Annotated in this window: 17 protein-coding genes; 12 read left to right on the forward strand and 5 right to left on the reverse strand. The window is 68.0% G+C overall.

Translation table 11 applies throughout. The annotated features are described in order from the left end of the window. The first annotated feature begins 96 nt into the window (after window positions 1-96). The 3 genes from AVTE2539_RS02925 (at window position 97) to AVTE2539_RS02935 (ending at window position 2590) form a co-directional block, all read left to right on the forward strand. Window positions 97-423 carry a hypothetical protein gene (locus AVTE2539_RS02925; RefSeq protein ID WP_284408290.1) on the forward strand — a complete coding sequence of 109 codons (327 nt, stop codon included), beginning with the start codon at window positions 97-99 and terminating at the stop codon, window positions 421-423. After that, window positions 401-1093: a 4'-phosphopantetheinyl transferase family protein gene (locus AVTE2539_RS02930; RefSeq protein ID WP_284408291.1), complete on the forward strand. Its 693-nt coding sequence runs from the start codon at window positions 401-403 to the stop codon at window positions 1091-1093. Before AVTE2539_RS02925 ends, AVTE2539_RS02930 begins: the two co-directional genes overlap by 23 nt. A 438-nt stretch (window positions 1094-1531) precedes the next feature. Next, complete coding sequence (locus AVTE2539_RS02935; RefSeq protein ID WP_284408292.1) at window positions 1532-2590, forward strand: formylglycine-generating enzyme family protein; 1059 nt, start codon at window positions 1532-1534, stop codon at window positions 2588-2590. Between the two features lie 95 nt (window positions 2591-2685). On the opposite strand, the gene AVTE2539_RS02940 is transcribed toward AVTE2539_RS02935, so the two are convergent. Both AVTE2539_RS02940 and AVTE2539_RS02945 read right to left on the reverse strand, forming a co-directional pair. Then, entirely contained in the window at window positions 2686-3081 is a 396-nt protein-coding gene (locus tag AVTE2539_RS02940; RefSeq protein WP_284408293.1) for a hypothetical protein, read from the reverse strand. Between the two features lie 65 nt (window positions 3082-3146). Next, window positions 3147-4253 (reverse strand): hypothetical protein, encoded by a 1107-nt coding sequence (locus tag AVTE2539_RS02945; protein ID WP_284408294.1) that lies wholly within the window; start codon window positions 4251-4253, stop codon window positions 3147-3149. A 208-nt stretch (window positions 4254-4461) separates the two neighbouring features. Here AVTE2539_RS02945 and AVTE2539_RS02950 point away from each other — a divergent pair, with 208 nt between their 5' ends. Next, entirely contained in the window at window positions 4462-4701 is a 240-nt protein-coding gene (locus AVTE2539_RS02950; RefSeq protein ID WP_284408295.1) for a hypothetical protein, read from the forward strand. On the opposite strand, the gene AVTE2539_RS02955 is transcribed toward AVTE2539_RS02950, so the two are convergent. From AVTE2539_RS02955 to AVTE2539_RS02965, 3 genes are read right to left on the reverse strand one after another with little or no spacing between them, the layout of a single operon-like run. Beyond that, window positions 4685-5485, reverse strand: coding sequence for an alpha/beta fold hydrolase (locus tag AVTE2539_RS02955; RefSeq protein ID WP_284408296.1), 801 nt, complete (start codon window positions 5483-5485; stop codon window positions 4685-4687). The two genes, AVTE2539_RS02950 and AVTE2539_RS02955, sit on opposite strands and share 17 nt — an antisense overlap. 35 nt (window positions 5486-5520) lie before the next feature. After that, window positions 5521-5832 (reverse strand): YciI family protein, encoded by a 312-nt coding sequence (locus tag AVTE2539_RS02960; protein ID WP_284408297.1) that lies wholly within the window; start codon window positions 5830-5832, stop codon window positions 5521-5523. Window positions 5833-5883: 51 nt separating this feature from the next. Continuing rightward, window positions 5884-6510, reverse strand: coding sequence for an FMN-dependent NADH-azoreductase (locus tag AVTE2539_RS02965; RefSeq protein WP_284408298.1), 627 nt, complete (start codon window positions 6508-6510; stop codon window positions 5884-5886). Window positions 6511-6646: 136 nt separating this feature from the next. On the opposite strand from AVTE2539_RS02965, the gene AVTE2539_RS02970 reads away from it, so the two are divergent. The 8 genes from AVTE2539_RS02970 (at window position 6647) to AVTE2539_RS03005 (ending at window position 21897) form a co-directional block, all read left to right on the forward strand. Further along, window positions 6647-7546, forward strand: coding sequence for a LysR substrate-binding domain-containing protein (locus AVTE2539_RS02970; protein WP_284408299.1), 900 nt, complete (start codon window positions 6647-6649; stop codon window positions 7544-7546). A 203-nt stretch (window positions 7547-7749) separates the two neighbouring features. Beyond that, window positions 7750-8793, forward strand: coding sequence for an alpha/beta hydrolase (locus AVTE2539_RS02975; protein ID WP_284408300.1), 1044 nt, complete (start codon window positions 7750-7752; stop codon window positions 8791-8793). A 420-nt stretch (window positions 8794-9213) separates the two neighbouring features. Then, window positions 9214-9492, forward strand: coding sequence for an MbtH family protein (locus tag AVTE2539_RS02980; RefSeq protein ID WP_272564786.1), 279 nt, complete (start codon window positions 9214-9216; stop codon window positions 9490-9492). Window positions 9493-9497: 5 nt separating this feature from the next. Beyond that, the gene (locus tag AVTE2539_RS02985; RefSeq protein ID WP_284408301.1) at window positions 9498-10235 is read left to right on the forward strand and encodes a thioesterase II family protein; all 738 of its coding nucleotides are present in this window, start codon (window positions 9498-9500) and stop codon (window positions 10233-10235) included. Then, window positions 10213-10902 (forward strand): 4'-phosphopantetheinyl transferase family protein, encoded by a 690-nt coding sequence (locus AVTE2539_RS02990; RefSeq protein WP_284408302.1) that lies wholly within the window; start codon window positions 10213-10215, stop codon window positions 10900-10902. The genes AVTE2539_RS02985 and AVTE2539_RS02990 overlap by 23 nt, the downstream gene beginning before the upstream one ends. Beyond that, window positions 10899-11888 carry a TauD/TfdA family dioxygenase gene (locus AVTE2539_RS02995; RefSeq protein ID WP_284408303.1) on the forward strand — a complete coding sequence of 330 codons (990 nt, stop codon included), beginning with the start codon at window positions 10899-10901 and terminating at the stop codon, window positions 11886-11888. The genes AVTE2539_RS02990 and AVTE2539_RS02995 overlap by 4 nt, the downstream gene beginning before the upstream one ends. Before the next feature lie 20 nt (window positions 11889-11908). After that, on the forward strand, window positions 11909-17281 hold the full coding sequence (locus AVTE2539_RS03000; protein WP_284408304.1) for a non-ribosomal peptide synthetase: 5373 nt from the start codon (window positions 11909-11911) through the stop codon (window positions 17279-17281). Further along, window positions 17281-21897: a type I polyketide synthase gene (locus tag AVTE2539_RS03005; protein WP_284408305.1), complete on the forward strand. Its 4617-nt coding sequence runs from the start codon at window positions 17281-17283 to the stop codon at window positions 21895-21897. The genes AVTE2539_RS03000 and AVTE2539_RS03005 overlap by 1 nt, the downstream gene beginning before the upstream one ends. The last annotated feature ends 4 nt before the right edge of the window (window positions 21898-21901 follow it).

Consider the following 21901-nt stretch of genomic DNA (forward strand, 5'->3'; position numbering starts at 1 on the left):
CCATCGCCTCTCCACCGGCCAAGGACGTATCCATGCCAACCAGCGGCCTCGACCGCGACGACGGGACTTTCCCCGATGCGTGAACCGAATCGGTTCGTGGGCAAGCGCAACGATGCCGCGCTGATCGCCGGCTTGCGGGAGCCAGCCGGTACACCGGAGGGGGCCTGGAAAAGCGCCGGGCTGTTGCGCCCCACGCTGGATGCGCTCGCGGTGGCTTACCGGGTGGGTCAGAGCTTTCGCCACACCGATCCGGCGAGCATGCAGGCTGGGTCGGCAGAGTCGAGCGCGGCGTGCACACGCGGCGGGTTCGACGGCGGACACATCTTTCCGCGACCAAAGGAAAGCCCTTTTCTGGCGTCGTTCGTGTGCTGCCTGGCGCAGACCACCGCAGGAGGTGCGCATGCCGCTGCAGCGCTTGCCTGAGCCGTTGCCGGCGGGCATCCAGGGCTACCGCCTCGACTTCGATCTGGAAAGCGGGGGCGCCTTGCCCCTGGACGTTCTGAGCCCGGCAGAGCGGGTGCGCGCCGGCCGGTTCCTGCGGGCGGCGGATCGCCTGCGTTTCGCGGAAACCCGCGCGGCCACCCGGCGCTTGCTGGCCGACCGCCTGGGCTGCGGGCCCGCCGAGGTGCCGCTGGCGCAGGATGCCCATGGCAAGCCGTTCGTCGACCGGGGTGGCGAAGTGCCGATGTTCAACGTGTCGCATTCGGGGGGGCATGCCCTGATCGCCGTGGCGGACCCGGGCGCCGTCAGCGCCGTGGGCATCGACATCGAGCGATGCCGCGCAGGCCTGGACATCGATTCCCTGGCGCAGACCGTTCTGACCGATCGGGAGCGCGTCGCGGTGGCCCGGGCGACCGATCCGCAGCGCGCCCTGTACCAGTGCTGGGTGGGCAAGGAAGCGGTGCTCAAGGCCATCGGCGTGGGCATTGCCGAACACCTGCGTTGCGTGGGCATTCATCCCGACCGGGACGGCCGGTGGTCGGTTGAAAGCACCGTGCCGCAATGGTCCGGGCTGGAGGCCATGGCGCTCGCGGCACCGCCGGGCTATGTGGCGGCGCTGGCATGGCGCAGCAAGCTGCCGGCTCCCGTTTAGAAGGCCCAGGCCGGCCGTATCCGCCCGCCGGTCGCTGCCTTCAGGGCATGAACGGGCCGGTGCCCCATGGGAAGGGAATGGACGGGCAGCGCAGGCGGCCGGCACTGGTGCCTGTCTCGCCGTGGAGGGGCCCCGGTGCTGATGCCCGACGGATGGACGGGCACCTGCTGAGCGTCATCTCCCGCGGCAGCCGCGACGTCCACCGGGGCCGCCGCGTGGTGGCCAGACAGGCAGGTGGTGTGGCGTGCCCCAGGCGGGGCGGGGTGGGGTGGAGGGGCGGCGGGTCCGGCGAATCGATGGAGGTTTGCTCCTGATTTTGTAGCAACATGCCCTAGTGATATATGCGGCGGAGGCCGATTTGGTTTAAACCCTTCGCAGGCCACCCCCGCCCGCATACACTGATCCCCTCCGGTCTCCGGGACCCTTCAGGGAATCGCCATGCGCCCTTCCACGCTCCGTGTTCTGTCTTCCCTGTCGGCGGTGCTGGGGCTGGCGGTTCCGACGTTCGCGCGTGCGCAACCGCCCGCCGCCACGGTCTGGACCAATTCGATCGGCATGCCCTTCGTGCGCATTCCGGCTGGCCGCTTTCGCATGGGCAGCGACGAATCCCCCGAGGCGCTGGCAGCGTCCTACCCGCTCATGGAGCGTCAGCGCTTCACCCTGCTGGCGGACGAGGCGCCCGTGCACACCGTGCGCATCCGCCGCGCGTTCTACCTGGGCCAGACCGAGGTGACCGTGGGCCAGTTCCGCCGCTTCATCGAGGCATCGGGCTACCGCGCCGAATCCGAGGCCGACGGCACGGGCGGCTATGGCTACAACCCCGGCTACGACCCGGCCAGCACCGTGCGCGGCGACGCCTTCGAGGGGCGCGACCGGCGCTACTCCTGGCGCAACCCGGGCTTTGCGCAGGGCGATGACCATCCCGTGGTCAACATCACCTGGCACGACGCGCACGCGCTGGCGGCATGGCTCAGCAGCACCGAAGGCCACCGCTACCGCCTGCCGACCGAAGCCGAGTGGGAATACGCCTGCCGCGCCGGCACGCGCACCCGCTATCCGCACGGCGACGATCCTGAAGGCCTGGTGCGCCACGCCAACACGTTCGACCAGGACGCCGTGCCCTACTGGCCCCGCTGGCAGGCCCAGGCGCTCCAAGGCCACGACGGCCATGCCTTCACCGCGCCGGTGGCCAGCTACCCCGCCAACGCCTTCGGCCTGCACGACATGGTGGGCAATGCGTGGGAATGGGTTTCAGACTGGCACGGCGACACTGCCTATGCCGAGTCGGCGCGCGACGATCCGCAGGGCCCTGCGCAGGGCGACGTGCGCGTGCGCCGCGGCGGCTCCTGGCACACCTGGCCGCTGTATGCGCGCTGTTCGTACCGCAACTGGAACAGCCCGGACACGCGCTACACGCTGGTGGGTGTGCGGCTGCTGCGGGAGATCGACAGTGCGGCGGCGTTGCGAAAAAAGGCCGAGCCGCCCACTGCGCGCTGAGGGCCATGGCGGCCCCCCGGCCGTGCGCCGCTTGAATGGCGGTTCATCCGCAGCACGGCGACTGTCGGGCAGCGTGGCTTCACGCTGCCATGCCTTCAGTCCGCGGGTGCGGGCTCCTGCACGGATTGAAGAATCGCCAGCAGCGGATCGTTCGGATCGGGCCGATGGGTTTCCGGCCGCGCCGGGTCCCAATCCGGGTTGTTGCGGTTGAGCCATGCGCCGACCACGATGTCGCGCGCCAGCGCCCTGCGCTCCTCGGCCAAGGCTTCCAGGGCCTCCTGCGTGGGAGGAGACTCCGACGACGCATCGGGAGCGGGCTCGGATTCATACAGCTGCTGTTCCACGTTGGCCACGGCTTGCTCGAAATCGCGCAGCACATAGTGCGCCAACAGGGCCCGTTCGTCGAACGGGGGCGGTGGTGTGTCGCCAGCGGTTTCAAGGGGCGATGCGTCAGAGGTCACAGGGGTTTCAGCGAGGTATTCGGTGGTCATGGCAGGTCTTGCGAGATGAGGTGGCCGAGGCGGCGATCAGGTTCGTTGTGAGCAATCGACCGGCATCACCAGCTGGACTGGTATCGCTGGTATTGGTTTGACATGCGGTAAGGGTCGAAATGCGCCATGTCGTGCTTGAACACCGATGCCGCATGCGCGAGTGACTGGTAGGTGTGCGCCGCCGCATGGAACGGATAGGCCGCCTGGTTGAGCGCGGTTTGCACCCTGTGCTCGGCCCGATAGACGGCCGACTGCACCGCTTGGTCGATGCGATGCCCCATGTTCTGGATCTTGTGTTCCGCCCGGTGCAGCGCGTTGTCCATGCGGTGCAGGCCGGAGTGGACCGCGTATTCCGCACGGTTCACGGCCGACTGGATGGCCTGATCCGCCCGGTACATGGCGTGGTCCACCCGGTGGGCCGCGGATTGCACGGCGTGGTCCACGCGGTACGCCGCCGACTGGACCGCGTGGTCCACCCTCTGGGCGGCGGAGTGCGCGACCTGTCCCACCTTGTGCCGCGCCGCATTCACGCCATGGGCCACGGCCGCGCCTGCGAGCAGCGCGCCGCCCACGCCCACCATGGCCACCTGGGTCGCCTGGTGCAGGGCTGCGTTGCCATACCGCTTGGCCTGATGGGCCAGCCGGCGCGGATCGAACCGTTCCATCGTCGATGCCAGGGAGGACGCCGCCTGGCGCGCTCCTTGCGACATGCCATGGGCCGTTTCCCCGAAAAACGCACGGGCATGGCCTGCCGCCTGGGAATAGGCTGCCTGCGCGCGTTGCCGATGGTCGGCCTGTGCCAGGCGATGTTCCCCCGCCAGTTGCGGATAGCTGAAGCCCGGACGAGACGCGGCATGGGACTCGGCGCGGAATGCCGAATAGCCGTTCTTGAGCTTCTGCACGTCGTTCTGCATGCCCTGCGATGCCTGGTGCACGGCCCCGTGGGCGTGCATCGCTGCGTTGGAAAACGCCTGCATCATCGGCGAGCGGCCGCGTGGGGCCATGCCACCGCTCTGCGCCGGGTTCTCGCGGCCCTGTAGCCCGTTGAAACCGCTCGAGGACTTGCTTTTGCCGCTCGGCGTGCCGGGTGTGGCGGAAGGTGCCGGTTCGGCCGAAGCGCCTGCTGAACCCATGGCGGTCCGCAGCTTGTTGAAGCTGAATATCGATGTCATTTACCGTATCCCATGCAAAAAGAGGGGGCGACTGCAACCGGACGGCCGGCTTCGTGTCGTGGCTGAAGGGGATGGTGCCGCCTGGCTGGCCGCGTTGCCTGGCGAGGGCCGAACCGATCGGCGTGCAAGCGAAGGCCGTTCAGGTCCCGCGGACTTTTTGCGGCCGCGCCCCGCCACCCGCGGGAACACCGTTTGCCAGGGCATCGGCATGTCCACGCAAGATGACGAAGACCCCATCCAGCGTGCGCGCCGGCTTCGATCGGCCGCGGTGGCGCTGCGGCAATCCCTGCACCAGGCGGCCGAGCGCCTGCATCTCGCGCGCACGGCCCTGGCCGAGCAACGCCGCAGCCTGGATCCCGGCCGGACGGCCTACGCAGGCCGTCCGGCTCCCTGCCGAACCATCCCCCCCGAAGAGTCCGCAGACAGGGACTTCAGGGCGCCGTCCTGAGGGATCGCTCCGCGGCCTGGGCTGCCTGTTCGATGAGCGAGGCCACCGCGTGTGGTTGGCTCATCCATGACAGGTGGCTGGATTTCAAGGTGACGGTCGTGGCGCCGATGTGCTGCGCCAGTGCGTGTTGCACCCCGGGCGGCAGTGCCTTGTCGTTTTCTGTCACCAGATACCAGCTGGGCCGGGTTCGCCAGGGAGCCGCCGTGACCTTGTCGGAAAACGCGCGCACCGCGATCGGCTGTTGCGTGGCAGCAAGCCGCCGCGCCTGCGGCTCGGAAACATCGCCGGCCATCATGCGCCGGTAGGCCACGGGGTCGTCGAGCCAGACCAGCCCATCCTTGTCCGGTGCCATGCCCTGTATGGGCGCACCCAGGCGGCTCAGCATGCCGGCAGCGGATTCGCCGATGTCGGGCACCAGGGCGGACAGGTACACCAGACCTTTCACATGGGCCGCCTGGCCCACCTCGGTCACCACCACCCCGCCCCACGAATGGCCGACCAGAATCACGTCCTCGTTCTGTCGCTCCAGCACACGCCGCGTGGCGGCAGCATCGTCCGCCAACGAGGTCAACGGGTTCTGCACTGCCGTCACGTGGTAGCCCTGGCGCAGCAGGATGTCGATCACCGGCGACCAGCTGGACCCGTCGGCAAACGCACCGTGCACCAGCACGATGTGGCGTACAGCGGATGGGACTTGGTCTGCAACGGAAAACGGTGCCGCAAAACTTGCAGTAAAGGCCAGGGCCCAGGCATGCCAGCGCCAGGCGCGGAGGGTCTCGAACATGGAAATGCTCCTTTCAAGCGGCAGGAGGTCCAGGGTCAGGGAATGGATTTCGCGCCGGGTGCCCATTCCGCGGGACACGCTTGCGCACGCAACGCCGCCGTGAAGCCCTGCGCGCTGTGATCGACCAGCCGGTGCACAACGAACGGGTCTGCCGCCAGCAGACCGTCCAGCTCCTCGCGGCTGGCGCAGCGTGCCAGCACGAAGCCGCCAGTGCGGTCTTCCAGGGGGCCGGCCACCAGGATCCGGCCCTCGCGCATGTGCGAGACCAGCCAGTCGCGGTGCCCATCGAGATGGACGTTGACCTCTTCGATGGGTCGCACATAGGTCAAAGTGACAAGGTAGAGCATGTAATTTCCTGGGGAGTGTGAGAAGGGGAGCTTCAAAACGTGTGGGTGGCTTCAGAGCGGCGCGGCGGGGCGCACGGCCTGGGCCACTGCCGCGTGGGCGGCGTCCATCGACGCGTTGCGTGCATCCGAGCCCCGCGACAGGTTCTCGGCCCGAACGAATCGCACATCGGTGATGCCCATGAAGCCCAGCACGGCCTTCAGGTAGTCCTCCTGGAAGTCCATCGCTGTCGCCGGGCCGGCGGAATACGTGCCTCCGCGTGTGGAGGCCACCAGCACGCGCTTGCCCGTGGTCAGGCCCACGGGGCCTTTGTCGGTGTAGCGGAAGGTCCGCAGGGGTTGCACCACCCGGTCGATCCACGCCTTCAGTTGGCTCGCCACCGAAAAGTTGTACATCGGTGCGCCCACCACCAGGACCTCGCTGGCCAGCAGCTCTGCGACCAGCACCTCGGAGCGCGCATGCTCGGCGGCCACGTCTGCGCTGGGCGAGGGGCCGCCGAGGGGGCGGAATCCTGTGGCGATGGGGCCATCCAGGTGAGCAATTGGATCGGCCACGAGGTCGCGATAGACCACGTGGGCGCCTGGGTGCTCTCGCTGGAGTTCCGCCACGATAGAACGGGTCAGGGCCCGCGATGCGGAGGCGTCCGCCAGGATGCTGGAGTCGATGTGAAGGATCTGCATGGTGGTTTTTCCGTAGGCAAGTGAAGGATGGAAACGCGCCCTCGGGAGCGTGAGGGTCAGGGCTGAAGCATCCGAAAATCGGCGCACCATGTCCAAGACGGAATGTGCGAGAGTTAAGACCTGAAAGGACTCAACCATGCTCGACCTGCGCCAGCTTCGGTATTTCATTGCGGTGGCTGAAACCGAAAACATCGCTCGCGCTGCGGAGCGGTTGCACATCTCCCAGTCGCCACTGAGCCGGCAGATCAAGCAACTGGAAGACCAACTGGGGGTTCAGCTCTTCGAGCGCAGCAAGCAGCGGGTGCATCTCACGCAGGAAGGCCACGATCTTCTCGGCGAGGCCCGGGCGCTGATGGCCAATGCCCTGCGGGTGGAGGCCTTCGGTCGCCGCCTCGGATCGGGTGAAGTGGGGCGCCTGGCCATCGGGTATGTCGAAGGCGCATTGCATGCCAATGTGCTCGGTCCGGCGTTGCGGCGGCTGCGCCGGGCCAGTCCTTCGGTGGCGCTGTCATTACAAGGCCTCGGCACCACGGTGCAATTCGAACGGCTGCGGCAGCGCACGCTGGACCTGGGCTTTGCCTACCGCGCGCCGGACGAGGCCGCGGGCCTGCGCAGTGCCCTGGTGGTGGACGAGCCCTTGTTGATCGCCATGCACAAGGACGATCCCCTGCGCAAGGCCAAGGCGATCCAGCCCGCGCAACTCGACCAGCGGCCGTGGATTTCGGTCGTGCGCCAACCGGTGGACACCATTCGTCCCGCGTTGCTGGCCGCCTGCCAGCGCGCCGGCTTCACGCCGGATATCGTTTACGAAACCTCAGACCCTCTCTCGTCGCTGCACCTCGTCAGCGCGGGCCTGGGGCTGGCGGTGGTGCAAGCCAGTCTGGGGGCGGCGAATGCGTCCCCCGAAATCGTGTTCCGCGAATTGCCGTGGCTGGACTTGCGGGTCCGTGTGCACCTCGTGTGGCGTGCGCAAGAGCAGCGGCCGCTGGTGGCCCGGTTCCGTGGCGCCGTGCTCAAGCAGCGCGCCTTGGAATGACGGCTCAGCCACCGGCGGCCTGACACCGCTGCGCTGCACGGCAAAGCGCAGTTGCCAGCGCGCCTTTCCGCACGCGCGTCCATTGATTGCGAAAGGATGCGCGGCTGTGCGCACGCTCCCCCGGCGTGGCGTCTGACGCGGCGCGGCGCAGGCCCTCCATAGAGTGACCGCTCATCCATTCACCGTTTCCGAAGGAATGCCCCATGAGCGACGAAAAGCACGGCGAACCCAATCCCATCGTCAACGCACTGTCCAATACCATCGCCGCGATCCGTGCGGACGATGACCAGCTCGAACTGGCCAAGGCCCACGAGGCCCTGCACCCCAAGGCCATCGAGAAACTCAGCGTGCAGGAAGCCCGCAGCCAGCCCACCGTGGCGGATGCGGTGAAGCACCTGCTGATGCAGCAAGGCCGCGCCACCGACCCCACCGCCCTGGTGCCCGGCGTGCGCGCCACGCCGCTGTCCATCGACACCGACAGCGGCCCCCTGCCTGCCACCGTGTACACACCGGAAGACGCCACCGGCCAGGGCGCCGAATTGCCCGTGGTGCTGTTCTTCCACGGCGGTGGCTGGGTCATCGCCGACAAGGAGGTCTATGACGGAGGTGCCCGGGGCCTGGCCAAGCAGGCCCACGCCATCGTGGTGTCGGTGGACTACCGCCAGGCACCGGAGCACAAGTTCCCCGCCGCCTGGGACGACGCCCTGGCCAGCTACCGCTGGCTCACCCAATTTGCCTCCCGCATCGGGGGCGACGCCCGCCGCCTGGCGCTGGCCGGAGAGAGCGCCGGCGGCAATCTGGCCGTGGCCACGGCCATTGCGGCGAGGGACGCCGGCCTGCCGCTGCCCCGGCACGTGCTGAGCGTGTACCCCGTGGCGCAGACCAGCCTCAACACCGAGTCTTACCTCGAAAACGCCATCGCGAAGCCGTTGAACCGCGCGATGGTGAAGTGGTTCGTCGACCACCTGGTGCGCACGGAGGACGACCTGGCCGACCCCCGCCTGTCCCTCATCGACGCCGACCTGCGCGGATTGCCGCCCGTGACCATCATCAATGCCCGCCTGGACCCGCTGCGCAGCGACGGAGCGAAACTGGAAGACGCCCTGCAAAAGGCTGGCACCCCGGTGCAGCGCCGGGAATACGAAGGCGTGGCGCACGAGTTCTTCGGTGCCGCCGCGGTGCTGGAGAAGGCGCGGCTGGCGCAGGCCTACGCGGGGGATCGCCTGCGGGAGTCGCTTGCCGTTTGAGTGCCACGCGTGAACACGCCCGCGTCGTTCATGAGCGGGCGTGGGAGCGCTTCGGACAGGTGGCCCGGGGGAACCTGATGCGTCGCTCACCGCCTGCACGCCGAAACCGTCCTTCGCCGCATCGGTGGCCGGGCAGATGGGGTCTTGCGGGTCGCGGTGGTCAATGCCCATTCCCCAACGAGAAACAGGCGGGTCGCAGGGGAGGCTCCGCAGAAGCCCTCACCCCGGTGTGATCGAGGAGGGCGGATGCGCCATGGTGCCCGCACGGCCCGACCGGCAGCGGGGTCATTTCCAGCGCGCCCGGGCCGGCCAGCCTTGGATGCCTGACCCGGCATGAACAAAAGCAATCTCCGATCGTCTCGTTAGACAAGCGTTGGCCTTGCCGACTCCATCACTGTTTAACTGCATAAGGACGATCTCATGTCTACAAGCTGCTTCGACCGCGAAGACGAAACCTTCATCGTGCTGGTCAACCATGAAGAGCAATATTCCATCTGGCCCCATTGGAAAGCCGTCCCGGGCGGCTGGACCGCGGTGGAGGGTGTCAAGGGCGACAAAAAGACGGTGCTTGAGTATGTAGACCGGACCTGGACTGACATGCGTCCCAAGTCCTTGCGGGTATGGATGCAAGAGCAGGAGCGTGCTCGCTCGGATGCCGGCTCCCTCCGGCTGGAGACGTCTGATTCTGCTGCCGGTTGACCGGCATGGCTGCCCCCCTGAACCTGCTGTGCCTGCCCTGCGCCGGCGCCAGTGCCACGATGTATTTGCGCTGGCGCCGGCAACTTCCGCAGTGGATGCATCTGGTTCCCGTGGAGTTGCCTGGGCGCGGAGGTCGTTTGGGCGAGCCGGCCGTCGAGGACTTCGCACAGATGGTGGCGTTGGTTTGCCGCGAGCAGCGCAGTGCCATGCAAGGACGCTTCGTCCTGTTCGGGCACAGCATGGGCGCGCTCTTGGCCTTCGGCATGGCGCGCCATCTGCGTGCCACGGGGTGCGAACTGCCACTGGCCGTGGTCGCTTCTGGCAGTTCTGCGCCTTCACGCCGCGATCCGGAGCGCTTTGCGCGCAAGGGCGACGATGAGGCATTGATCGCCGATCTGCGCAAGCAGGGCGGCACACCCGAAGACGTCTTCGCCAGTCCGGAGCTCATGCGCATCACGCTGGACGTGCTCGGGGCCGATTACCGTGTCTGCGAGAGCTTTGCCTATGCGGCCGAGCCACCGCTGCCCATGCCGCTGCATGTCTTTGCGGGGCGTGAGGATGACATCGCGGCCGAGCGCATGGACGCCTGGTCCGCCGAGACGGCAACGGGCTTCTCGCTCGACTGGTTTGATGGCGGCCATTTCTTCATCAAGCAGCATGAAGCCAGGGTGCTGTCCGCACTGCAGCAACGCTTGGCATGGTCGGTGGCAGGAGAAAGCCATGCATCTCGAGCCCATGCCTGATGCGCTGCCGGCGGGCATCGAGATCTTTCGCCTGGATCTCGATCTGCAGGCCGACGCGCAACAGGCACTGCAGCACCTGACACCCGAGGAGCGCAGCCGCGCCCGGCGCTACGTGCGGCGGGCCGACCGGGTGCGCTTCGCGCAAACCCGCAACGCTGTGCGTTGCCTGTTGGGGCAGCGGCTGGGCTGCTGTCCTTCCGAAGTACCGCTGTCCATGGGGCCCCATGGCAAGCCTTTCGTGGATGAGGCGCCGCAGTGCGCACCGGTGTTCAACGTCTCGCATTCGGGAGACCACGCATTGATTGCTCTGGCTGATCCCTGCGGCGTCATGCACCTGGGTGTGGACATTGAGCAGCAGCGCAGCGATCTCGATGCGGATGTGATGCTGGACGTCGTGTGCACGGCTCAGGAGCGCGACAGCGTGCGCCGCGCCCCCGACGTGCTCTCGGCTTTTTACCAGCGCTGGGTGGGCAAGGAGGCCGTGCTCAAGGCCATCGGCATCGGTGTGGCCGAGCACCTGTGCTCCATCGACATCAGTCCCCAAGCGGATGGGCGGCTGGCGATTGCCAGCGAAGTCCCCGAGTGGAATGGTTTTCAAGCAATGGCGCTGCCAGCGCCGCCGGGCTACGCGGCAGCTCTTGCGTGGCGTACCAAGGAATCGATATGAACGAAACCCTTCAGCGCTTCGAGCGCAAGGCACCCGCCGGATCTCTTCTTCCTCTGCTCATGACGCCGGCCCACCGAGGCCGGGACCTGCTTGCCGCGCTGCAGTCGCTGCGCCGCGACATCGACGAGGCGCTGCTGACCACGGGCGGCGTGCTGTTGCGCGGTTTTTCCGTGCCCGATGTGGAGACCTTCCAGCGCTTTGCTTCCGCCTTCGGCCATCCGTTGCTGAAATACGAATTTGCCTCCACGCCACGCAGCGCGGTCGAGGCATCCAGCGGCGCGGGCGTCTACACCTCCACCGAGTACCCGGCCCACCAGAACATCCCCCTGCACAACGAGCAGGCCTATACGCGCGAGTGGCCCATGAAGATATGGTTTCACTGCGTCACCGCGTCGCCCGAGGGCGGAGAGACGCCGATTGCCGACAGCCGCGCGGTCTACCGGCGCATTCCGGCGCATATCCGAGATTTGTTCGAGCCCGGCATTCTCTATGTGCGCAATTTCGGCGAAATGGACGTGCCCTGGCAGAAGGTCTTCAACACCGAAAGTCGCGCCGAGGTCGAGGCTTTCTGCCGCCATGCGCGCATGGACTGGGAGTGGAAGGAAGACGACGGCCTGCGAACGCGCCAGCTTTGCCAGGCCATGGAAAGCCATCCCGTGACGGGCGAGATGGTGTGGTTCAACCAGGCGCACCTGTTCCACATCTCGGCGCGCGAGCCCGAAGAGCGCGAGGTGCTGGAAGAAATCTACGGCATCGAGAACCTGCCGCGCAACACCTTCTTTGCCGACGGATCGACGATCAGCGACGACATCTTTGCCGAGGTGCGCACCGCACTCGACGCCGAGACCGTCAGCTTCCCCTGGGAGCAGGGCGACGTACTGATGCTGGACAACATGCTCGTGGCCCATGCGCGTTCGCCCTTCAAGGGACCGCGCAAGGTCATCGTCGCCATGGCCGAGCCGCGCAGCAATCTGGATCGTTTCTGAGAACCCGGGAGGCAGCTGACATGCTGAGTGGACAAAGTGCAATCGCAGCAGAGGGGCAGGCGCCGGCCAGCCTGGTCGAGCATCTGAGGGGGCTGGCGCAACAGCGGCCCGATGACATCTGGCTCACCGTGGCCGCCATGCAGGACGGCCACCTGGTCGAGCGCCACTACAGCTATGGCGACTTCGAGCGCCGCGTGCGAGCGCTGGCCGCCCATTTGCAGCACCGTTGTCCTGCGGGCGCGCGTGCCTTGGTGATGATGGACAACGACGAGCACTATGCCGCCAGCATGCTCGCCTGCTTCTACGCCGGCGTCATTGCCGTGCCGGTCCCACCGCTGGAATCGTTGCGCGCGCAGCACCTGGAACGGCTCCTGGGCATCGTCGGCGATGCTGGCGCCGCCTGCGTGATCAGCACGGCCGAAGTGATTGAAGCCCTGCCCGGGGCCGATGCGCGCTTTGCCGGCATCGCTGCCATGGCCGCCGATCGCATCGACCCCGCCGATGCCCTCGCATGGGTCCCCCATGCACCCACCGGCGCCGACATCGCCTTCCTGCAATACACCTCGGGCTCGACCTCGGCGCCCAAGGGCGTGATGGTCAGCCACGGCAACCTGATCGCCAACGAGGCTGCCATACAGCAGCGCATGGAAATAGGCGCGGGCGATCGCTTTGTCTCATGGGCGCCGCTCTACCACGACATGGGCTTGATCGGCGGCCTGCTGCAGCCCCTGTACAGCGGACTGCCGCTGGTGCTGACTTCGCCGCGCCTCTTTCTTGAGAGCCCGGTGCGCTGGCTGGAGCTGATCTCGCGCCACCGCGCCACCATCAGCGGCGGCCCCGACTTCGCCTACCGGATGTGCCTGGAGCGCATCAAGCCATCGCAGCTGGCGCAACTGGACCTGTCGAGCTGGCGACTGGCCTACACGGGCGCCGAGCCCGTGCGCGCAGACACGGTCTCGGCCTTTGCGCAGCGCTTTGCCCCGTGCGGCCTGCGGCCCGACGCGGCCTATGCCTGCTACGGCCTGGCCGAAGCCACCCTGTTCATCACTGGCGGCGCACGGGGCGCGGGCGCTGCCGTCACGGCCTTCGATACCGACGCCCTGGGCCTGGGCCGGGCGGAGCCTGCCAGCAACGCTGCCGAGGGTCCCGGGGCTTCCCAGACCTCGCTGGTGGGCTGCGGCCCTGCCGTTCCGGGCCATGCTGTGGAAATTGTCGACCCCGACAGCCTGAAGGTTCTGGAATCCGGCCGCGTGGGCGAAATCTGGGCGCGCGGCCCCAGCATCAGCCAGGGCTACTGGGGCAAGCCGCAGGAGACGCAACAGGCCTTTGTCGAACATGCCGGCCAGCGCTGGCTGCGCACGGGCGACCTGGGCTTTGTGCACGGCGGCCAGGTCCATGTGGCAGGTCGCATCAAGGACCTGATCATCGTGCGCGGCCACAACCTCTATCCGCAGGACATAGAGCGTGTGGTCGAGGCCGAGGTGGAAGCCGTGCGCAAGGGACGCGTGGCGGCCTTTTCGGTTGATGGACCTGCGGGTGAGGGCATAGGTGTGGCGGCCGAGATTTCACGCGGCTTGCAAAAACTGGTGCCACGCCAGGCCCTGGTCGATGCACTGGCCGTAGCCGTGGCCACGGCCTTTGGCGAGGCGCCGGCCGTCGTGGTCCTGCTCGAACCCGGCGCCCTGCCCAGAACATCAAGCGGCAAGCTCCAACGCCAGGCCTGCAAGAAGGGTTGGGCGCAGCGCAGCCTGGACGCCTATGCGGTCTGGGAGCACGGGGCCTTCGTGGAGGCAGTGGATTCCGCGACCAATCCGAATGGCGATGCGGACGCTTCCGGAACGGCCTCCATCGCGCCGCGCGACGAAACCGAGACTGCTCTGGCAGCGATCTGGTGCGAGACCCTGCGCTGCGCCGAGCTGCCTGAGGGTGATCCCCATTTCTTCCTGCTGGGCGGCAACTCCCTTTCGGCCGCGCAACTGGCCGCATGCGTATCGGCGCATTGGGGTGTGGACTTCGCGCCCGGCCTGCTCTTTGACCGGCCCCGCTTCTCCGAATGCGCGGCTGCATTGCGTGAGCTGCATCAGGCGACGGCCCACGCCAATCGCACCACCACGTCAGGCCCACGCCCAGGCCCCGTGGCGCGCGACCGCGGCAAGGCGCAGCCCCTCTCCCATGCCCAGCAGCGGCAGTGGTTTCTCTGGCATCTGGATCCTGCGGGCACGGCTTACCACGTGGCGGTGGAACTGCGGTTGGGCGGCCTGCTGCATGCGCAACGGCTGCACGCGGCCCTGGAGCGCCTGGTGGCGCGCCATGACGCCTTGCGCACCGTGTTCCGGCCTGCGGCCGATGGCTCTGCCGAACAGCATGTGCTTGACGCGGGCGGCCTGGAATTCAACCTGCTGGACCTGGGCGCCGATCCACAGCGCGCTGGCGACGAGGCGCTCCGCCTGCGTGCCAGGCCCTTCGACCTGGGCCTTGGCCCGCTGTTGCGCGCGCTGCTGATGCGGCTTGGGCCGCATGACCACCGCCTCGTGCTAGTCATGCACCACATCGTGTCCGACGGCGTGTCCATGCAGAACCTGCTGGACGAACTCGCGCAGCAGTATCTCCATCTGGGAGATCCTGCGGCCGCCGCCGAGCCTGCGGCCCCTGCATTGCAGTACGCCGACTACGCGGCCTGGCATGCGGCCTGGCTGGATGGCGGGGTGCGAGAGCGGCAACTGGCCTACTGGCGCCGGCAACTGGGCAGCGATCATCCTGTGCTGGCCCTGCCCAGCGACCGGCCGCGCGCCGCAGTGGCCAGCTACTCGGCCGCCCAGCATGGCTTTGCGCTGCGTGCACCGCTGGTGGATGCGCTGCGCATGCGCGCCGCGGAGTCTGGCGCCAGCCTGTTCATGGTGCTGCTTGCAGGGTTCCAGGCTGTGCTGCACCGCTACACGGGCCAGCCGGTGCTGCGGTTGGGCGTGCCCGTGGCGGGCCGCCAGCATGCGGGCACACAGGGCTTGATCGGCTTTTTCGTCAACACCTTGGTGCTGCAAGCCGAGATCGACGGCCGTACCCCGCTGGCCCAGGTGCTCGCCGCAGCCCGGCGCGCCACGCTGGAGGCCCAGGCCCACCAGGACCTGCCTTTCGATCAACTGGTGGAAGACCTGCAGCCTCAGCGCAGTCTGTCGCACCCGCCGCTGTTCCAGCTGCTGTTCAACCATGTGCATGAGGATCTGCGCGGCTTCGAGCGCATGACGGGCTGCGCGACTGAGGCGGTCGCAGTGCCTGGAGGCGCCGCGCAGTTCGAGCTCTCTCTGGAAGTCCGCGAGCGTGCGGGCGGTGCCGTGCGAATCTGCATGGACTATGCGGCCGAGCTGTTTCTTCCCGCCACCATGGAGCGCCTGGGCCAGCACTATGTGCGCATGCTGGAGGCCTTGGCCTCTGGCCCGGAGGTTGCCGTGGGCGAGGTGGATTTGCTATCGGATGCAGAACGTGCCCAGCTCGTTTCCTGGCAAACGGGACAGGGTGGCCATGCCGTGCCCGAGCTGGTACACGCTCAGTTCGAGCAGCAGGTGCGCCGCGACCCACAGGCAACGGCCCTGGTCTTCGGGGACGGCGCCTGGAGCTATGGCGAACTCAATGCGCGCGCCAACCGATTGGCCCACCACCTGATTGCGCTCGGCGTGCGCCCCGAAGTCCAGGTCGGCATCGCAATGGAGCGCTCGCTGGAGATGGTCGTCGGCCTGCTGGCCATCATGAAGGCCGGTGGTGCCTATGTGCCCATGGACCCCGAGCACCCGGCCGAGCGCCTGCGCTATATGGCCGAGGACAGCGGTATCGGCGTGCTGTTGATCCAGTCGGGCCTGATGGTGCGGCTGCCGCGTGAGCTGCAGCCGCTGTGCCTGGCCGTGGATGCTCTCGACCTGTCCACTCAGCCAGCCCATGACCCCGCGGTCGCCATGCAGGGCGAGAACCTGATCTATGTCATCTACACCTCGGGCTCCACGGGGCGGCCCAAGGGCGCGGGGAACCGCCACCGTGCGCTGTGCAACCGCCTGGCCTGGGGCCAGCGACACCACCCGCTGGATGCGCAGGACACCGTACTGCAGAAGACGCCGTTCAGCTTCGACATCTCGTTCTGGGAGTTCTTCTGGCCGCTGTCCACGGGCGCTCGCCTGGCGCTGGCAGGGCCTGGGGAGCACCGCGATCCTGCGCGCATTGCGGCCCTGGTCGCATGCCACGCCGTCAGCTGCATTCACTTCGTGCCTTCCATGCTGCAGGCCTTTCTGTCCAGCGGCCATGCCCAGGCCTGCTCGGGGCTGCGGCACATCGTCTGCAGCGGAGAGGCGCTGCCGGCCGAACTGCGTGACCGTGCGCTGGCCATGCTGCCCGGCGCCCGCCTGCTCAACCTCTACGGGCCCACTGAAGCCGCCATCGAAGTCACCTACCACGATTGCAGCAAGCCCGGCCCTCAGGCAGTGCCCATCGGGCGGCCGCTGGACCATGTGCAGGTGCACGTTGTCGACGCCGGCTTCCACCCCGTGCCGCGTGGCGTGGCCGGCGAGTTGCTGCTGGGCGGTCTGGCGCTGGCGCGGGGCTACTGGGGCCGGCCCGCGCTCACGGCCGAGCGCTTCGTGGCCAGCCCCTCGGCCGAGGCCGGCGAGCGCGCCTACCGCACGGGCGACCTGGTGCGCTGGAACGAGCAGGGCGAGATCGAGTACCTGGGCCGCCTGGACCACCAGGTCAAGATCCGCGGCTTCCGTGTCGAGCTGGGCGAGATCGAGGCCGCCCTGCTGGCCGTCGAAGGTCTGCGCGAGGCGGTGGTGGTCGCGGCGCCGACCGAAGGTGGCAGTCGGCTTGTGGCTTATCTGACCGGCGAGGGCGCTGCGCTGCAGGACCCGGGCACGCTCAAGGCGCAGCTGGTACGCAGCCTGCCCGACTACATGGTGCCGGCCCTCTTCGTGCGTCTGGACACGTTGCCGCTCAACAGCAACGGCAAGGTGGACCGCAAGGCGCTGCCGGTGCCCACGTTTGCACATGGCGACGGCACGCGGCCGTTCGAGGCGCCCGAAGGTGGCGTGGCCAAAACCATTGCAGCCATCTGGCGCGAGCTGTTGCAACTCGAACGCGTAGGCGCCAACGAAAGCTTCTTCGACCTGGGCGGGCATTCGCTGCTGCTGATCCGCGCGCACCGGCTGATCGAGGATGCGTTGGGTAGCGGTCTCTCGGTGATCGACATGTTCCAGTACCCAACCGTGGCCACGCTGGCGCGTCGCATCGAAGCGCAACGTGGCGCCGGTGTCGGATCTGTGTCTGGCGCTGCGCAGGACCTGCAGGCCGACGAACGCGCCCAGCGCCGTCGCGCGGCGTTGCTGGGCCGCCGCGGCCTGACCGAGGAGGTGAATTGATGCGTGCTCAGGATGCGGGCTACAGTGGCGTGGAAGTCGCCATCATCGGCATGGGCGGGCGGTTTCCGGGTGCGGACGGTGTGGACGCGCTCTGGCGCAATATCCGCGAAGGCCGCGAATCCGTGACCGTTTTCAGCGATGAAGCGTTGCGGGCCCATGGCGCGGACCAGGCCTTGCTGGACGACCCGGCCTGCGTGAAGGCCGGTGTGGTTTTCGAGGGCATGGACTGGTTCGATGCCGGCTTCTTTGGCTACACGCCGCGCGAGGCTGGCCAGATCGATCCCCAGCAGCGAATCTTCCTCGAAAGCGCCTGGCAAGCACTGGAGAACGCGGGCTACGACGCCGAGCGGCTGGATGTGGCGGCCGGCGTGTTCGCGGGTGCGGGCGCCAATCTCTACCTCATGCGACATCTGCTGGGGCGTGCACAGTGGAGCGGCGGCATTGCCGAACTGATCGCCTTGCTCAACGGCAATGCGGCCGATGCGCTGTGCACGCGCGTGGCCTACAAGCTCAACCTTCGCGGCCCGGCAGTGACGGTGCAGACGGCCTGCTCTACCTCGCTGGTGGCCGTGCACATGGCCTGCCAGTCGCTGCTGGGCTTCGAGTGCGACATGGCCCTGGCCGGCGGTGTCTGGCTCAACTTGCTGCAAGGCGCGGGCTACCTGCACCAGGCGGGCGCCATCCTTTCCTCGGACGGCCATTGCCGTGCCTTCGACGTGCGCGCCGATGGCACCATGCTGGGCAGCGGTTCGGGCGTGGTCGTGCTCAAGCGGCTGGACGACGCGCTGCGCGACGGAGATACCGTCCATGCCGTGATCCGTGGCAGTGCCGTGAACAACGACGGCGCACGCAAGATCGGCTACAACGCGCCCAGCGTGGACGGCCAGGCCGAGGCCATACGCGCAGCCCAGGCCATGGCCGGGGTCGATGCGGCTTCCGTGGGCTACATCGAGGCCCATGGCACGGGCACGACGCTGGGCGATCCCATCGAGATCGCAGCCCTGACCCAAGCCTTTGGCGAGACAGGGCGCGCGCCTGGCCACTGTGCCCTGGGGTCGGTCAAGACCAATGTCGGCCATCTGGACGCAGCGGCCGGCGTGACCGGCCTGATCAAGGCCGTGATGGCGCTGCGCCACCGCACGCTGCCACCCAGTCTGAACTTCGCTACACCCAATCCGCGCGTGGACTTCGCCACCAGCCCTTTCCGCGTCCAGACCAAGGCGCAGGATTGGCCTGCCGGCCCGTTGCCCCGGCGTGCAGGCGTGAGCTCCTTCGGCATGGGCGGTACCAATGCGCATGTGGTGCTGGAGGAGGCCCCCGCAACGCTGCAAGCCTCTCCACCTGGGGCAATCGAACAGGCCCCTCAATTGCTGCTGCTATCGGCTCGAACACCCCAGGCGTTGCAGGCTTCGGTCAGTCAACTGGCCCGGCATCTGGAGCAGCACCCGGGGTTGGCCCTGGCCGATGTGGCGCACACGCTGCGTGTGGGCCGCAAGCGCCATGCGTATCGACTGGCCGTGCTGGCTCAGGACGTGCCCCAGGCCATCGAGGTACTGGGCCGTCCGGCGGCCCCGGTGCATTTCAAGGGCAGCGTGCTTTCGCCGCAGCCCGGCGTGGCTTTTCTGTTCCCGGGCCAGGGTGCACAGCATGCGGGCATGGCGCGCTGCCTGCACGCGCAGGAGCCCGTGTTCCGTGACATCGTGGACCGGTGCTGTGACACGGTGATGGGACAGACCGGCATGGACCTGCGGCCCTGGCTGCTGGCGCATGCGTCCGACGAGCAGGCAGCGCGGGCGCTGGCCCGGACCGAAGCCACGCAGCCCGCGCTGTTCATCGTCGAATACGCCATGGCGCGGTTGTGGATGTCCTGGGGCCTGCAGCCCGAGGCCATGCTGGGTCACAGCATTGGCGAATACGTGGCGGCCTGCATTGCGGGGGTTTTCACGCTCGGCGATGCGCTGGATCTGGTCGTTGCGCGCGGCCGCATCCTGCAGTCCACGCCGCCTGGCGCCATGCTGGCGGTCGGCCTGCCCGAGTCTGCCTTGCAGGACTGGCTGGGTCGAGGCTGCGATCTCGCCGCCGTCAATGCGGCCGATCTGTGCGTGCTCTCGGGTCGGCCCGAAGCCATTGCGGCAGCCGAGCAGGCACTGGCAGGCACAGGCGTGCTGCTGCGCAGGTTGCAGGTGTCACACGCCTTCCATTCTTCGCTGCTCGATCCCGCGCTTGACGCCTTCGCTCAGAAGCTGGCCCGGGTTGCGTTCAGCCGGCCCGCCATTCCCTTCGTCTCCAATCTCAGCGGCCGCTGGATCGGTGATGAAGAGGCCCAGGACCCGCGCTATTGGTTGCGACACCTGCGTGGCACGGTGCGCTTCGCCCAGGGGCTGGACACGCTGCTGGAAAAAAGCGACCGCATCCTGCTGGAAGTCGGCCCCGGCCAAAGTCTCACCAGCCTGGCCCGGCGCCATCCCCAGGCCGACGCACGTCCCGTGCTGGGCTCGCAGGCCGGAGTCAATCGCGAGGAACTCCAGTCCGACCAGCCAGCGCGCTGCCTGGCCCAGCTCTGGACAGCGGGCCTGGAAGCGGCCCAGGCGCCACTCCTGCGCAGCGCGCAGGGTGCGCGTCGCGTGCCTTTGCCTGGCTATCCGTTCGAGCGTGAATCGCACTGGGTTGCCGCCGCAGGACGAGGCCAGGAGACAACGGTGTCCCCGATGTCTTCCATGGCGGAGTCCCGACGCGATCCCCTCGACTGGCTGTATGCCCCGGTCTGGCAACGCGCCTTGCCTAACTTCCAAGCCGCGGTCGTACAGGCTGGTGGCTGCTTGCTGCTGCTGGCCGAGTCCGGATCGGCGCTGGCTGAGTCCTTGGCGCAAGTCTGGTCCGTCACCCAGTCCGCCCCGCTGGTGCGCATCGAGCCCGGCCTGCGCCACGAGCGTCTGGGCGCTGGGCACCATGCGCTGCGCATGGCCGAGCGTGGCGACTGGATGAGCGCGCTGGAGCAGATTGCGGCCGAGGTCGGCCCCGTGGCACGCATCTGCCACCTTTGGAGCCTGGGCCCGTTCGATGACGCACAGGCTGCCGAGCGCTGCCTGCTGGCCCCGCTGGCCCTGGCCCAGGCGTTGGACTCCCTTCCTGCGGTGCATGCAGCCGATGGGCTGCAGATGCTGCTGGTCACGGACGGGTTGGAGGACGTGACAGGCACCGAGGCCTTGCAGCCTGCCAAGGCCATGCTTCATGGCCCCTGCCTCGTGATTCCGCAGGAACTGCCGGGCATGGCCTGCCGCATCGTGGATGTGTTGCCTGCGCAGGAGTGTGCGGCTGATGAAGCCACTGCGCTGGCGCATCGCATTCTCGCGGAGTTCAACGAGCCCGCACAGGCCTGCGTGGCCTTGCGCGGCCCACACCGCTGGGCCAAGCGCTACGAGCGAATCGCGATGCAGACCTCCTCCACGCCCGCGCCACGCCTGCGCCGTGGCGGCTGCTATGTGATCACTGGTGGCCTGGGCGGCATGGGGCTTGCGTTGGCCCGGCACCTGGCGGAGCACTGGCAGGCCAGGCTGGTGTTGCTGGGCCGCTCGCCGCTGCCTGCGCGTAGCCAGTGGCAGGCGCTGGTGCAGGATGCGCAGACGGCACCCGCGCTGCGCGCCCGGCTGCAGCAATTGCTGGACATCGAAGGCCTGAGCGCGGAGCTTTGCCTGGTGGAAGCCGATGTGGGCGAAGAATCCCAATTGCGCGCCGCGTTCGCTCAGGTGCAGTGCGCGTTCGGCGAAATCCATGGCGTCATTCACGCGGCCGGTCTGGCTGGCGAAGGCATGCTTGCAGACAAGCTGGCACCCGCCGTGATGCAGGTGCTCGCACCCAAGCTCCAGGGAACGCGGGCCTTGCTGGCGGCCCTTGACGGGCAGCCGCTGGACTTCATGCTGCTGTGCTCTTCGCTGGCCGCCGTGGCGGGTGGCCTGGGCCGCATCGACTACGCGGCTGCGAATGCCTGTTTGGATGCCCTGGCCGTCGCGCATGGCCGCGGGGCCAGCTGGCCGCTGATTTCTGTGGGCTGGGACGGGTGGCGCGGTGTGGGCATGGCTGCGGAGACGTCCATGCCCGAGGGCGTAGGCATCGGGCCGCAGCAGGGCGTGCGCCTGTTCGAGCACATCCTGGCCAGCCCGGTGCGGTCCCATGTCTGCGTATCCACTACAGACCTCGAAGCGCGCCGCCATACCGACCTCGCCGCGTTGCTGGCTGAGGCACTGCCTGTGGCCTCGGCAGGGGCGGCCGAGTCGCCATGCGTCCAGGCGCGGCCCGGTGGTTTGGCCGACTTCGTAGCACCCGAGGGCGAGTTGGAGACCGGGCTGGCCGCGCTCTGGAGCGGGTTCCTTGGCGTGGCTCCTGTGGGCGCCGAGGACAACCTGTTCGAGCTCGGCGGCGACTCCCTCATGGCCATCCAACTGCTGGCGCGCGTGCGCCAGGCCTATGGCGTCGAAATCCATCCTGCGGCCTTGCTGCGCACGCCCACGGTGCGGCGGCTGGCCGAATTCGTTGAAACCCGGTTGATCGAGGAAATCCAGTTTCTGGACGCCGAAGCCGAGCCCAGTCCGACAACCGCCTCGCCGCTCTATTCGTAAGATT

This window comes from Acidovorax sp. SUPP2539, assembly GCF_030158975.1.
Taxonomy (GTDB): Bacteria; Pseudomonadota; Gammaproteobacteria; order Burkholderiales; family Burkholderiaceae_C; genus Paracidovorax.